General features: G+C 49.7%; 10 protein-coding genes. 7 read left to right on the top strand and 3 right to left on the bottom strand.

Annotated elements, in window-relative coordinates:
- Positions 1–23: 23 nt before the first annotated feature.
- From ychF to ICL07_RS00160, 4 genes are all read left to right on the top strand, one after another.
- Positions 24–1,127, top strand: a complete 1,104-nt coding sequence (ychF, locus tag ICL07_RS00175; protein ID WP_188085938.1) for a redox-regulated ATPase YchF — start codon at positions 24–26, stop codon at positions 1,125–1,127.
- A gap of 288 nt (positions 1,128–1,415) precedes the next feature.
- The gene (locus ICL07_RS00170) at positions 1,416–4,754 is read left to right on the top strand and encodes a HEAT repeat domain-containing protein (protein WP_188085937.1); all 3,339 of its coding nucleotides are present in this window, start codon (positions 1,416–1,418) and stop codon (positions 4,752–4,754) included.
- A 92-nt stretch (positions 4,755–4,846) separates the two neighbouring features.
- Positions 4,847–6,499, top strand: a complete 1,653-nt coding sequence (locus ICL07_RS00165; protein WP_188085936.1) for an SWIM zinc finger family protein — start codon at positions 4,847–4,849, stop codon at positions 6,497–6,499.
- A gap of 406 nt (positions 6,500–6,905) precedes the next feature.
- The gene (locus ICL07_RS00160) at positions 6,906–8,465 is read left to right on the top strand and encodes a reverse transcriptase family protein (RefSeq protein WP_188085935.1); all 1,560 of its coding nucleotides are present in this window, start codon (positions 6,906–6,908) and stop codon (positions 8,463–8,465) included.
- A gap of 163 nt (positions 8,466–8,628) precedes the next feature.
- On the opposite strand, the gene ICL07_RS00155 is transcribed toward ICL07_RS00160, so the two are convergent.
- On the bottom strand, positions 8,629–11,499 hold the full coding sequence (locus tag ICL07_RS00155; protein WP_188085934.1) for a TonB-dependent receptor: 2,871 nt from the start codon (positions 11,497–11,499) through the stop codon (positions 8,629–8,631).
- A 94-nt stretch (positions 11,500–11,593) separates the two neighbouring features.
- Positions 11,594–12,607, bottom strand: a complete 1,014-nt coding sequence (metX, locus tag ICL07_RS00150; RefSeq protein WP_223151707.1) for a homoserine O-acetyltransferase MetX — start codon at positions 12,605–12,607, stop codon at positions 11,594–11,596.
- A gap of 151 nt (positions 12,608–12,758) precedes the next feature.
- On the opposite strand from metX, the gene ICL07_RS00145 reads away from it, so the two are divergent.
- A complete protein-coding gene (locus ICL07_RS00145) occupies positions 12,759–13,178 on the top strand; it encodes an OsmC family protein (protein ID WP_188085933.1) in 420 nt (139 codons plus the stop codon).
- 25 nt (positions 13,179–13,203) lie between these two features.
- Positions 13,204–14,391 carry an O-succinylhomoserine sulfhydrylase gene (locus tag ICL07_RS00140; protein WP_188085932.1) on the top strand — a complete coding sequence of 396 codons (1,188 nt, stop codon included), beginning with the start codon at positions 13,204–13,206 and terminating at the stop codon, positions 14,389–14,391.
- 51 nt (positions 14,392–14,442) lie between these two features.
- On the opposite strand, the gene ICL07_RS00135 is transcribed toward ICL07_RS00140, so the two are convergent.
- Complete coding sequence (locus ICL07_RS00135; RefSeq protein ID WP_188085931.1) at positions 14,443–14,832, bottom strand: DoxX family protein; 390 nt, start codon at positions 14,830–14,832, stop codon at positions 14,443–14,445.
- Between the two features lie 109 nt (positions 14,833–14,941).
- Here ICL07_RS00135 and ICL07_RS00130 point away from each other — a divergent pair, with 109 nt between their 5' ends.
- Complete coding sequence (locus tag ICL07_RS00130; RefSeq protein WP_188085930.1) at positions 14,942–15,298, top strand: hypothetical protein; 357 nt, start codon at positions 14,942–14,944, stop codon at positions 15,296–15,298.
- The last annotated feature ends 27 nt before the right edge of the window (positions 15,299–15,325 follow it).

The raw sequence follows: 15,325 nt of genomic DNA, 5'->3' as shown, positions 1-15,325 counted from the left end.
TATCTTTGCGCAAATTTTAAAAAATGGCTTTGCAAGTTGGAATTGTAGGATTGCCGAATGTAGGGAAATCGACATTATTTAACGCGGTGAGTAACAGCGCTAAGGCGCAGGCCAGCAACTACCGCTTTTGTACCATAGAACCTAACGTAGGACAGGTAGATGTACCTGACAGCCGTATGGATAAACTGGCCGAACTGGTACAACCCCAGCGTACAGTGCCTACTACCATCGAGTTCGTGGACATCGCCGGCCTGGTAAAGGGCGCCAGCAAAGGTGAAGGTTTGGGTAATAAGTTCCTCGCCAATATCCGCGAGGTAGACGCTATCGTGCACGTAATCCGCTGCTTTGAAGATGACAACATCCTCCGCGACGAAGGGGCGATCAACCCGGTAGGCGATAAAGAAATCATTGACACCGAACTGCAGCTCAAAGACCTCGAAAGCGTAGAACGTAAAGTGGCCCGCACCGAGAAAATGGCTAAAACCGGTGGCGATCCTAAAGCCAAAGCGGAATTTGAAGTGCTGAAAAGATGCCAGGAACACCTGGAAAAAGGCCGCAATATCCGCGAACTGGGCCTGAGCAAGGAAGAACGTGTGGCTATCGCCGACCTGTTCCTGCTCACGGAAAAGCCAGTGCTGTACGTGGCTAACGTCGACGAAGCATCACTCCATACCGGCAATAAGTTTTCTGAAGCCCTGAAAGCAGGCGTGAAAGCCGAAAATGCAGAAGTTATCGTGATGAACAATACCATCGAAGCACAGATCTCCGAAATGGAAGATCCGGGCGACAAGGAAATGTTCCTCTCAGAATATGGTCTCACGGAACCGGGCCTCAACCGCCTGATCCGCTCTGCCTATAACCTGCTGGACCTGATCACCTATTTCACTGCGGGTGTACAGGAAGTACGCGCCTGGACTATCCACAAAGGCTGGAAAGCGCCGCAGGCCGCCAGCGTAATCCACACCGATTTCGAAAAAGGATTCATCAAAGCCGAAGTAATCGCTTACGACGACTACGTAAAATATGGCTCTGAATCCGGCGCCCGTGACAACGGACGTCTGCGTATCGAAGGCAAGGAATACATCGTGGCCGATGGCGACGTAATGCATTTCCGTTTTAACGTGTAATCATTTCCGTTACAATAAATACTTCAGGACGATATTTTTCGGCTATGAAGGTTACAACAAAAACTAAGAGCGTCTCCACAGGACGCTCTTTTGTTTTTATCCCCGCCTGTTTTTATCAGAATTTTTATCGAGATAGAATCTGTTCCCGGAAAGCAGTATCCTGCGCTAACTGTTACGGGTATTGCGTTTGACGCGATCGTTCTCCGTGCGGGGAAATGAATGTTAAAAAAATATACTTGGCAAATTGGAGTTATTTATTAGTTTAGCCTACTATTTTAATGTTAGCTCATGCGATTAGTCAGGAATGTAAAATTGTTTTTCCGGGAAGGAAACTCGGATAAAACATATGAAATAGACCTTTGTGAAGTTGGCCCGGAACAATATACTGTTAACTTTAGATACGGAAAACGCTTCGGAACCCTGAAAGAAGGCACCAAGACCGTAACCCCCGTAGCCCTCGCAGCGGCCACCACGATCTTCGACGCGCTGGAAAAAGAAAAACGCGGCAAAGGTTATCTCGGTGAGCAGGAAGCTGTGCAGGACCTGTCTTTTGTACCAGTAGATACTTCCCAGGTGTCCGACCCGCAAAACGCCGCTATTCTCAAAAGGTTGCAGGGCGCCGTGGAAAACAAGCCCGCGTATAAAACCAAATGGAAAACATCCCGTGTGATCTGGAAAGCAGGTGAACGCAAAATCAAAGAGGCCGTTCCCTATCTCATCAAACTGGTGGAGAAAGGGGATGCCATGCAGCGTTATACTGCCCTCTGGGCGCTTGGCAAATGTGGTGATCCCGCAGCTGCACCGGTACTGCGTTCCTATGCCGACAACGGCTCCTATGCGCTCAATATCCGGATGCTGGCGGCCAACGGCCTGCTGATGGTGCTGCCGGAAGAAGAACGTAACGCACATATCCAGAGTTACCTGCTGCGCTTACCCGAATCATTACAACAGGTTATTGCCGGTGGTAATGCACAGGAAATCTTTGATGCGGCCCAGCAACTGGTACTGGTGAAAACAGAGCTGAATTATCCGTTGCTGGAAGACCTCTACATCGTAGCCTACAGTAACAAGGCTGTCAGAGATGCTGTCATCGGCTTCCTGGTACATATGCCGTTACGTCCCAGTTATTTCCAGCACATACGCCATATTTTCAAACAGGCAGAACTGCGCGACGACCAGGGTGTCGTAGGTACACTGGCCGTTAGGTTTGAAAGGGAACTGCCCATGTTTAACCATCCTGGTAAAAGATTGGACTACGATGGGAATGAATATCACCCCAACGTATATGTGGCGGAAGTACAGGAGTATTTCAAAATAGCAAAAGAAATTAAAAAACCAGGCTCCCGCCTGTCTTATTCCAATAAAACCAGGAACTACCTCAAACGCAGGGTGCTGCGCAATCTGCGCGCTATCGGCAAAAGAGGGGACCTGGAATATGTACGCCTGGCTACCGCTTTGCTGCTGCAATATGAGGAACAGCGCGATGCGAAACAGGAGTATCAAACCCGCCAATACAGCTGGGTCAATGGCCGTTATACCACCTGGTACCGCCAGTTTCCGGCCCATTCCCGCGCAGTATTCCTGAACTACATCCTGCGTGGCAATGCGCCTAACATGAAGCTCGATACCAATGGTACTGAATGGTACTTTGAAGAGCCGAAAGATAATAAAGGCAATCCCACCCAGGAAGCAACCACCCTGCGGGAACACCCCGATACGGTGAAAGCACAGCAGAAGGGTACTCTGATTCAAAAGCTGTTTGGCTGGCTGGGAGGAGAGAAACAAAGCCCGTCTCCGGGTGTAGTACCACCTGCCTACAAACCTGATCCCGCGCCTGCACAGGAGGGGCCGGTAAGCGACGTACCTTTCCTGGAACTGTGGCAACAGATGCCGCAGGCTTTCATTCAACTGCTGATCACCGGCCGTATGGAAGCGGTGCATCTCTTTGCGATGGAGCAACTGAAAGCGCATCCCGACTATGCGGACCTGAAATCCAAAATGGATGAACAGACGATTTATTATCTGCTGATCAGCCATTTTAACGTGCCCGCACTCTTTGGCCTGGAACTGGCGAAAGAAAAATATAATCCGGCTAACCTGTCTTTCTTCCTGCTGTACGCTGTTACCATGAGTCCACTGGAAGTGGCCAGGATACAGGGTCTGGACTGGGTAGATCAAAACAAGGCAGCCTGCTTCGGGGACACCGATTTCCTGATGCGCCTGATATTTAATCCGTATCAGGATGTACGTAACTACGTACGTAAGTTCCTGACGGCAGATTACCTGCCAATGGATAAAGCCCGCGCATTGGTCGGTAAATCGATCACGGCGCTGATGGCTTCCAACAACCTGTCGGAAGAAGTAACCCATAACCTCAACGACGGTTGCCAGATCCTGGAACAGTTCTGCGGCGATGCATTGCGTGAAGTAGATATAACGGTGGTTACTGACCTCATGAACTCCGAAGTGCCTGCCTGTCAGGCTTTGGGCGTGCGGCTGCTGGTAATGAAACAAGGACAGCTGAACTTCGCTGACCTGTCTGATCAGCTGTTTCGTAATCTGACGGCCAGCAGATATGAATCCGTGAGAATGGGTGGTATCGCAGTATTGCAGGCCATGCCGGAAGAAGAACTGCTGAGAAGACCGGAACTCCTGCTGGATATGGTACTGGCTACGTACACGGATGTACGAAAAGGTGTTCGTCCGCTGATCGCTAAGCTGATCGCAAAAGATAGCCGCCTGGCTGTGTACCTGGTCAATGAACTGGTGCCCCGTCTGATGCGTAAGGAAACAGAGGAAGGTATCCACGATGATATCGCTTCTATCCTGAGTAATGAACTGGTAGGTCATCTGCAGGATGTAGACACTGCTACAGCATTACGTTTACTGTATGCCAACTACCGCGCTGCACAGGAGTTTGGTGTGCTGGTATTAAATAAATACATCCCGGCGGAAGCGCTCACCATTAAACAGGTGATTGCCGCCGGTAACCATGAGCTGCTGGCGGTGCGGGAATGGTGCTGGGGTTTCTACAATCAGCACGTTGCCCGTTTACGCTATGAGCGCGATGCTGCTATCGGTTTACTGGATGCTAAATGGGAAGATACCCGTCGTTTTGCGCAGGAGTTTTTCCGTACACAGTTCACCGAAAACGATTGGACACCGGAAACGCTCGTAGCGATTGCCGACAGCGTACGCCCCGATATACAGGCATTTGGCCGGGAGATGCTGATGCGCTTCTTCAAAGAGGCCGATGGGGCTTCTTATCTGCTGAAACTAAGCCAGCATCCAAGTGTAGCCATGCAGGTATTTGCTACCAACTACCTGGAAACATATGCTGCCGGTAACCTGGAATATCTCCGCAGTATGGAACACTATTTCCGTGCTGTATTGAGCCGTGTCAACAAAGCCAGGGTAGCCAAGGAACGTATCTTCAGCCTGCTGGAAAAAGAAGCCCTGAAATCGCCGGAGGCAGCTGCCTATATCGGTGAAATCATCGCTCATATTTCTGCCACGGTGGCTATTGCTGACAAAGCACGCTGCATACAGATCATGCATAACATCCAGCAACAGTTTGAGGTATCCTTGCCTATAACGTTGATGCCAGTACGAACCCATGTCATTTAGAAATTGAGTTGTTTTTTTATTTGATTATTAAAGAGGTCCTGGCCTTTTTCAATAATCAAATAAAAAAATAACAAAATCTGAAAATAGATTGTATGTTATTCAATTACAGATACAGCGGTAACTCCCAGGTGTACAGCAATGCTACATCTGCCGGTATTTCCTTTGCGCCGGATACCCGCCGTGACCCCACCTTTTTTGTGGGTAAACTCCATAAAAAAATCGCTTTCCGCGAAGCCATATCTGCCCTGCATGATGTAGTGGTGTCTGACCTGCGTTTTAAACCCAAAGATAAAACCGCTTATAAGGAATGGGCCGCTCAACAGGAAGCTATCTGGCTGGCGGAACACATGAACAGTTATGATGCCGCCGCAGCGAATCAACGTATTGAAACGCTGACCGCTGAACTGAAGAAAGTGGGAGAGGAGAAGGATAAAGTGATGGCCCCTTTCTATAAATCGCGCAAACAATATTTTGATTACCTGTACCAGAAAGACAGGGATGCCTGGTTTGTGCTGGACCCGGTGATCACGGTACATCCGGATGAAATGTTTTTTGAATGTTTCAGCCAGGATGAATCTACCTATGGTAAGCTGAGCGCCAGTTACAACGTGTTCAAAGAAGTAAATGAGTTTGAATGCGGTACCACCAATATCGACTATTCTGCTGCTTTGTACGACGAGTTCCAGAAGATCCGCGACTACAAGGAAACTGATTTTAAAGTAGATCCGGGCGGCTTCCAGATACAGACTTCCAGGGAAGAAATGTATCATGAAGTAAAGATCGATTTACCGGATAGCTGGGTAAGGGGGTTTCTGCAGGTAAGTTCAGCGATGACATTGCCGGCGGCCACTTTCGACCTGCATCCGATGGATGTATATAATTTTTGTTCCTGGCTGCGCCGTTTTAAAGAGAAGAACGGACCGCGTTCCATCCGCTTTAAGCTGGAACCCGGAAAGCCGGTACGGGCGGTATTTGAGCCCTGGAATCACGAAATCGTTTGTGCGAGATCGATATACAAGGGTGGTCAAAGCCGCGAAATCAGGATATGGGGCAGAAGAAGATTGCTGATACTGGAACGCCTGATCCCCATCGCGAAAAAATTCACCGTGCATCTTACCGGCAACGGTCTGCCTTCGTTCTATGTTGCAGACTTGGGAGATATGCAGTTTACCCTCGGTCTCTCCGGCTGGACGGCCAACGACTGGTCACGTGCCGGTCAGTTTGATCTGATGGCGCCCCGTGCTATTGTAGACGACAGCGCCAAACTGAAAGTATTTGCCGATCTGAGAAGCCGCTGGATGGCTAAACCCGAGACGATTGCTTCCGCTACCGGGCTCGATAAAGCCACTGTATTAGGTGCACTGGGACTCTATACACAAGCCGGTAAAGTGATTTTCGACCTGCACAGCGGTATGTACCGTCTGCGGGAACTGAGCCGCGATCCGCTGCCGCTGGATGAACTGCGTTTTGCCAATCCGCTGGAAGCAGAAGCTGCCCAGCTGGTGCAGGAAAAACGGGTGACTTACACCGCGCAGGAAATTCCCGGAAAAGGAATACAATTAAAAGGCAACGTCAAAGGCGCACAACGTGTATACCATCCCGTTATAGTAATCGATAACGATGAAAGATTGAGCGATGCACACTGCGATTGTAGTTTTTATAATACCAACAAGTTATACAAAGGGCCCTGCGAACACATGCTGGCACTGCGTATGACCCATGCTGAAAATAATTCTGCACAATAAAGTTTTGTTTTTCAAAATTATTTTCTAACTTGCTGGCTCGTTAATAAACAAAGATCTTTGTAAAGAGGAATTGATTGCACTTGCGCCCGTAAAAGGGACGAATGATGTTTCGTCATTCAGGTATTTTGACTATACATGCTTCACTAAATGCAATCTTTACTTTGGGAGGGGCGTACCTAGTGCGAATTTACGGTACTAGCCCCGGGGGCTGAAATTCACACTAGGTACGCCCCTCCCTGGAGTTGATTGATTTAGTCAAAGGTTTGCACGAAGGCCTTTTCCTCTTTACAGAATCCTGTTTCTCTTCGCGTCAGGCATGGCTTCCCGCAGCCACCTTCAGCCGGACCTTTTAACTCCGCTTCAGTTTAGCTGCTAAACATTTATTAAAAAAGTAAACGCCAACATTATGGCCGAAGGCTTAACCCGTCAACAGCTGTACGACAGAATCCGTGCATCCTCCAAAGAGGAACTTATACTGGAAGAAATGACCCGCCTGGGTTTCTGGGCAAGAAACACCGACCAGCCATCCCTGCCGGAAACATTGATACGCAAGGAAGGAGAACTGCGCCGCGAATTGAGTGAACTGCTGGCCGAAAAACAAAAATACCGCAACAAGGAAAGAATGCTGGCAGACATGCGCAAGGAACGCATGGCTAAAGCCAAACTGAAACGCGCGGAAACGAAAAAACGTAACGAAGAAAAAAGACAAGCCCGCGCTGCTGCCTGGGCTGAAAAAAAGAACCAGGATATCATCTATCTCGGGGAAGAGGTATCTGCCGGGTTGAATAAAGTCACCCCCGATGAAGCACTGCTTACCAAATTCGGTCTGCCGCTGCTGAAAGACGCTAATGCGCTCGCTGCCGCTATGGGCATCACTTTGGGTAAACTGCGCTTCCTCGCTTTTAATCGTAAAGTGGCCAACAACACCCACTACCAGCGTTTTCAGATTGCGAAAAAATCAGGCGGCACCCGCGTGATCTCTGCTCCCATGCCGCAATTGAAGGCCGCTCAGCACTGGATACTGGAAAATATCCTCTATAAAATTAAAAACAGCGACGCTGCCCATGGCTTTGTGCCTGGCAAGTCAATCGTCACCAACGCCGCGCCACACGTAGGACAGGACATCGTGATCAATATCGATCTGCGTGACTTTTTCCCTTCTGTCGCCTACAAAAGGGTAAAAGGCCTTTTCTGTAAACTGGGTTACGCTGAACAGGTGGCTACCATCCTCGGCCTTATCTGTACAGAACCGGAAGTAGATGAGATATTGCTCGATAACCGCAAATATTACGTGGCCAAAACAGAAAGGCACCTGCCACAAGGCGCGCCTACCAGCCCGGCTATCACTAACCTGATCTGTTTCAAACTGGACCGTCGTTTTGAAGGATTAGCCGCCAAATACGGATACGCCTATACGCGATATGCGGACGATATGACTTTCTCTGCAAAAGAGGACGTGGCGGATAAAGCCGGGCAAATGCTCTGGGCCATTAAACAGGTGGTGAAGGAAGAAGGGTTTACCATTCATCCGGACAAACTGAAGGTAATGCGCCGCGGCGATAAAAGAGAGGTGACCGGCATCGTAGTCAACGAAAAACTGAGCCTCGATCGGGAAACCCTGCGCAAATTCCGCGCACTGTTGCACCAGATCTCTAAAACTGGCCTGGCCGGCAAAAGCTGGGGTAAAAGCAAAAACATCATCAGCAGCCTGGAAGGCTTCGCCAACTATGTATACATGGTGAAACCGGAACAGGGCGCTAAATTGAAAGCTACCCTGGCAGCGTTGTTGCAAAGGGAAGATATCAAGGCGGAAGCCCGCAATCTCTGGACAACGGGTTCTACAGCTACGGCGCCTGCACCTGCGGTAACACCATCAACACAGCACCCAGAAGGCATCCCGATTAAAAAAGATACGCCACCTGCCACTACCGGCAAACCGGATAAGCCATGGTGGGATATCCTGTAATCATTTAGGGATTTATGGATTTACGGATTTTGGGGATTATTGTGCGAAGATCATGTTTTGATTCATACATTATATTAATGACGATCTCAAAACATGATCTTCGCACAATAATCCCCAAAATCCGTAAATCCATAAATCACTAAATCCGTAAATCCCTAAATGATCAAAGATTGTATCCCAGGGAAATATACCATTGTGAGCCAATGGTAGGGTTACCCCATGACTGCACGTAAGACCTGTTCAGTATATTCATACCACCCAGCTTAACCGTTGTTTTTGCTTTGGGGAAGAATTTGCTGATCATGGCATCCAGTGTACCGAAAGCAGGGATTTCACTCAGCCCGGCAACATTCACGTTAGGACCTACGAAAGACGACTGCCATACGTAGGAATCCTGCCATCTCCATACCACGTTGGCGGCTATATTGGAGTTGGCAATGTTGCGGTTACCAAAATTGAGGTTGTACCGTACTTTAGGCGTATTGAACTGAGCCTGGAAACTACCCAGATCTTTTTCATTGCTCAGTTCATTATAGGAGATATTACCACCGGCGGTGAAGTTGAGCGGCAGACTGTAATCCAGTCCCAGTGCCCATCCCCATGATTTTACCGTTTGTTCTGCACTTACCGGAACAGAAAAATACTGGAAGGTAGTAGGGCCGGTTGGTTTAGCCAATACCTGGGCGCCATTCATGTTTTTGAAATCATTTTTATAGATGTAGGCATCTATCAGCAGCCTTTTGGCGATCACGGATTTATAACCCAGCTCATAGGCCTGTATACGTTCAGGCAGGAATTCGCGGAAGGTATATTCTTTCGGTGCGCCGGCTTGTAAGGATTGCAGCGTATATACAGGACCGTTAGTCAAACCATAACGCTCGCGCAGGAACGGAAGACCACCGATCAGGTGTGCCTGCGGCGTTACCAGATCTATGTACTGGTCCTGGTTGTGTGGAATGCGGAAGCCTGTTTGATAGGATACACGGATGTTCTGTGTTTCCAGGAAGGTATACACGGCAGATAAACGGGGGCTGAACTGGCCTTTGAAGTTCATATTTTTGTCGTAACGCACGGAGCCGGTCAGTTTCAGGTGGTCGTCTATCAGTTTTTTCATGATCTGCACATAGCCGCCGTATTCGTTGATACGGAATTCTTTGCCATTATCGTCTACCGCGAACAGGGTTTTTTCGGAGTTCAGCGCATACCGCCGATAGTTACCACCCACCAGTATTTCAGCGAATTTGATCAGGTTATGGAAGTTGTACATGAACTCCAGCTGATAGAGATTGGTTTTATCGGTGAATTTTGCGCCTACCCCTTTGGCGTCGCCGGGAATGGGTTTGCTTTTCACCTGTTCTGCTGCGGCGTTGAATTCAGGTGAACCGGGAATGAAACGGCCTTCATCCGCTTTAGCGCGGGCACTTTGGTAGAAAGCAGGCATACCGGCAATTACTGCGTTCCTCGCAGCTGCGTAGGCAGCTGTTGGTGTAGCGCCTCCCTGCAGCGCACCCTGGAGCGTTTGGGCGAAGGTACCCAGCGATTGGGTGGCGTAAGTGCTAAAGTATTGGTTGTACCAGAGCTGGCTGGTTTTCCAGGCTTCATTGATACCGGAGGCGAGGGTGCCACCGGCATAACTGTCGCCCGCTCTTTCCTGGGTGGTATACGCCCGTACATAAAAGTCCGGGCTACGTAATTCTACTTTGTACTGACCCATTTTAAAGTTACGGAGGGAGTAACGGTCGGCGCCGGTATAAACAGAAGTACCATAGCCGTAACTGCCTTGTATCAAGGCTTCCAGGTTAGGTTTGATTTTATAATGCAGGGCGCCGTTGAGCTTCAGGTTTTTGGTAGTATAGTCCATGATATCCGCTTCGGTATAACCGGTGCGGGTAACATTGGCCATATTGGGAGCCGGCATAATGGTGTTGAAGATCTGATCGGGTGTGATGGCGCCGCCTGTTGCCGCGGAAATTGCCGCCAGTTGCTGATTGAGCGCCCCGGTAGCTTTCAACGTGTTGTACATGTTGACAGTGTTCTCATCGCCATAGGTGTTCACGCCGTTATAACCTTCGTTATTGGCGCGGGTGCCGTCCTGCAGCGTATGGCCGTTGGCGAGGCTTTGGTCGCGGTAATCGTGTGCCTGCCAATCGTCTGCTTTGAGGTAGCCTACATTGAGTTTAAAGGCCCATTTGTCGTTAAAGGCATGTGCATACCGTACAGACACGTCATAATAACCTGTTGTAGCGGAGGTGCGGCCTTTATCGTTGAGGAAACCGGTTTTCACCTGGGCACTTAAACCCTGGTATTGGAATGGGTTTTTGCTGGTCATCAGCACAATGCCGTTAAGGGCGTTGGGACCGTACAGTGCGGAGGCAGCGCCGGGAATGAGTTCCACGTTGTCGAGGTCCAGTTCCGGAATACCTACCATGTTACCTACGGCGAAGTTAAGGCCGGGGGCCTGGTTGTCCATACCATCGTTCAGCTGCAATACGCGGGTGTTACCGTTGCTGTTGAAGCCGCGTGTATTCACGGATTTGAAGGTAAGGCTCTGGGTGCTCATTTCCACGCCTTTCAGGTTGGCAAGGGCGTCGTAGAAGGAGGGGGCCGGAGAGGCTTTCAGGGCGCGGGCATCCAGTTTTTCGATGGATACCGGCGATTGCAGAATGCTTTCCTGTACACGGCTGGCAGCTACCACTACTTCCTGGCCGAGTATTTCAGTGCTCCCCAGGGCTACTGCAATTTTATCGCTGGCATTGTTGACCACCTGTTCAGCAGTTTGGTAACCTACATAGGTAAAAACCAGGGTCAGGGGGAGCGCATGTGTGGTTTTCAGCTGGAAGCTACCGCCGCTGCCGGTGATGGTGCCGGCGGTGGCGCCTTTTACGGCCACCGTAACTCCTTGCATGCCGTTGCCGGAAGTTTTGTCTGTTACAGTACCGGTAATAGTTGTTGGTGTTTGTGCTGAAAGTGTCAGGGAAAGGGACATCAATAGCAACAGGGCGCCCAAACAAACTTTGAATCGAATGTTTTTCATACGCAGACGTTTTGTGATTTAGACTCGGTTTATCTAAATATAAGGAAAAATCAAATACAACTGCGTAAAGGGAAATATTTAATACGGATACTATCTAGTGCCACTCCTGCAAGATCTTCCCGATCTTCTCAAACTCAATCAGGAAGCCATCATGGCCGTAGGAAGAGTCTATCTCATGGTAGGTGGTATGAGGCAGATAGGTGGCCAGCAGGCGTTGTTCTTCCGGAGGACAGAGAATATCGCTGCTGATACCGATCAGCAATACCGGTTGTTGAATATGGGAGAGGGAAGTGGTGATATCTTCATGGCGGCCACGGGCAATGTTGTGGCTGTCCATGGCTTTGGTTAGCAGCCAGTAGGACTGGGCATTAAAACGTTTCACCAGTTTGTCACCCTGGTAGTCGATATAGGAGGAAGCGCGGAAGTTGTCAGTCTTTTCCTTGTCGGGGTCCGACTGGGTGCGCATAAAGGTCTGATAATTGCGATAGGTGACCATACCGATGGCCCTGGCGGCTTTGAGGCCACGGGCGCCGGCGCCGGGTGCGGCATCCTGCCAGCTGGTATCTGCTTCTATGGCCAGCCGCTGGGCGGTGTGAATGGCAATGCCCCAGGCACTTTCAGCAGCGCCGGTACACAGCAGGAATAACCGCTGGATACGTTCAGGCTCTGTCAGCGCCCATTCCAATACCTGGTAACCGCCCATGGAGCCGCCTACGAGCAGGCTTATCTGTTGTATCTGCAGGTGTGCACGCAGCAGGCTATGGGCCTGTACCATATCGCGGATGGTGATAGCGGGAAAAGTATGATACCAGGGCTCGCCGGTGGCAGGGTTCACCGTCTGCGGACCGGAACTGCCATAGCAGGAGCCGATTATATTGGCGCATACGATAAAGTGCTGAGCAGGATCGATGGTCCTGCCCGGACCAACCAGACCACTCCACCAGTCAGCCACATCGCTGTTGGCGGTTAATGCATGACATATCCATACCACATTGCTGCCTTCAGCATTCATGGTACCGTAAGTATGATAGGCGATTTGTAAGGCTGGTAATACCTGGCCGGACTCCAGCCGGAATGGTGCTTTACTGTGAAAAACCTGTGCAGACAATAATCCAAAATTTTTGCAAATCTACAATACGGATTACGAATTACAAATAACGAATTACGAATTGAGCGCCAATACTTAGCAGTAGCCGTAATTCGTAATTCGTATTTCGTAATTGATTTATTTATCTTTGTTGGAAGAAATCCACCTAATCATGAAAATAGCATTACAAAGAGTAGACGACGGGTTTAACATGGAAGCCGTAGATGAAGGCGGTCACAAAGTGTTGATGGACTCATCCCTGGAAAACGGAGGCAAAAATAATGGCGTAAGACCCATGCAGATGGTCATCATGGGCCTCGGCGGTTGCTCTGCCATTGATGTGCTGATGATCCTGAAAAAACAACGGCAGGAAGTGAAGGATTTCCGTATCGAAATTGAAGCGGAAAGAGAAAAGGAGAAAGAACCTGCGCTGTGGGAAACTGCCCATATCATCTTTCATTTAACCGGCAATATCGATGCGGACAAGGCTGCCCGCGCGGTAGAACTGTCGATGAACAAATATTGCTCCGTAGCGGAAACATTGCGTCAGGCCAATACCAAACTGACCTGGGAAGTGAAACTGCATGCTTAATCACGGAGAGAAACCACCATGTGCAATGAACGATAACAATCAATACCAACCGGAAACCAATGCGGTCAGGATTCAGACGGCGCGTACCAATGAAATGGAACACTCTACGCCCATGTTCCTGACTTCCAGCTTCTGCTTTGACAACGCAGAAGAAATGAGGGCCACTTTCGCGGATGAAACGGATTTTAATATCTATAGCCGGTTCAGTAATCCCAATGTGGATGAATTTGTACAGAAAATGTGCGCCCTGGAAGGCGCCGAAGCCGGTTATGCCACCGCTTCCGGTATGAGCGCTATTTTCGCCAGCTTTATGGCCCTGCTGAAAGCAGGCGATCACCTGCTGAGTGCCCGTTCTATCTTCGGTTCTACCCATACTGTCATTACTAAATTCCTGCCCAAATGGGGGATAGAGGCGTCTTATTTTGATGTCAACGATCCTGCCGGCATTGAAGCGATGATCCAGCCCAATACAAAGATGATCTTCGTGGAAACGCCTTCCAACCCGGGCCTGGAAATCATTGATATTGCCTACCTGGCAGGCATCGCCAACAAACACAATATCATCCTGAACGTGGACAACTGCTTTGCCACACCGGTACTGCAACGCCCCATCGAAGCCGGCGCCCATATCGTGACCCACTCGGCCACCAAATGGATCGACGGCCAGGGACGTGTGCTGGGAGGCGCTGTCCTGGGTAAAAAGGAACTGATCAAGGAAGTACATACTTTCTGCAGAAGTACGGGTCCGGCCATGTCGCCCTTCAATGCCTGGGTGCTGAGCAAAAGCCTGGAGACACTGCATATACGGATGGAGCGCCACACTGGCAGCGCCCTGAAACTGGCGCAGGCACTGGAAAGCAACCCGCACCTCAGCGGTGTGAAGTATCCTTTCCTGCCCGGTCACCCGCAGCATGATATCGCCCGCAAACAAATGAGCGGTGGCGGTGGTATCGTATGTTTTGAGCTGAAAGGCGGCCTCGAAAGCGGCGTGCGTTTCCTTAACGCCTTAAAACTACTGTCTCTCACGGCTAACCTGGGAGATAGCCGCAGCATCGCTTCGCATCCTGCCAGCACTACACATGCTAAACTGAGCGACGAGGAGAGAGCCCTTGTAGGCATTACACCCGGACTGATACGCATCTCCGTTGGCCTGGAACATGTAAACGATATCCTTGCCGATATTGAGCAGGCTTTGGCAAAAAGCGCCCTGTAAACGGCGGTACATCTTTATAAAAAAGCCCGGAGCTACTGGCTCCGGGCTTTTTCATTTCTTCTGTGCGCTCAGCGCAAAAGCCGCTGCTGACGCTGCAAATACCGAATAATTGAGCGGTGCTTTAATACCGAGGGAGAAGGTCATCGCTATTGCAAACAACAGCAATAAAATTCCGCTGGCGATGGCTATCAGCCGGGTTTTAAAATTGACCAATAAAACAATGCCCAGGATAAGCTCCGCTGCCGTGGCGATGATAGCTGCAGCATTGAGCAATGGTCCCGGCAGCCAGGGCATTAATTGGCCCGTATAGGCGAGGAAGTTATCCCAGTTGCCCCAGGCGGAATTTGCCTTGCTCCATAAGCCCAGCCGGTCGGCGACAGCTGACAAAAAGCCGGCACTGAGGGCTATACGTAAAAACCATTCGGTTGTTTTGTCTCTCATTATTTTTTAGATAAAGCTGTGATCAAAGGTAGCTGCCGTAACAGGCATATTTCTTAAGACAGCTTAAGAAATGAAAGGTCTGTTTAATATATTTTATTATATTAGAATAATGAAATCCTTTTCCCATTTCCTGCTGATCCTTGTCCTGGCCTATCTGGCCGGTACGGTGCTTCCCTGGTGGAGCGTAGCCCTGGTGGCATTTGTTGTTACGCTGGTGTTGCCACTCACACCCGGCAAGTCTTTTTTCAGCGCGTTCCTGTCCGTTTTTGTACTGTGGCTGTTGCTGGCATTTTATATGGATGTACGCAATGACCATCTGCTCGCTAACCGGATGAGCGAAATGATTCTTCAGGTACGCAGCGCTCCTTTGCTGGGAGTGATCAGTGCGCTCATCGGCGGACTGGTAGCCGGTTTCGCTGCCAGCAGTGCTGCCTTTCTCCGTGCTCCGAAAAAGATTGTATCATAGGTTATCATGTGCTGTTAAATTTGTGGT

The organism is Chitinophaga qingshengii (assembly GCF_014529935.1).
GTDB classification, from domain to species: Bacteria; Bacteroidota; Bacteroidia; order Chitinophagales; family Chitinophagaceae; genus Chitinophaga; species Chitinophaga qingshengii.
Note: the sequence above shows the minus strand (reverse complement) of the source record. Positions and strands in the feature narration are given on the sequence as shown.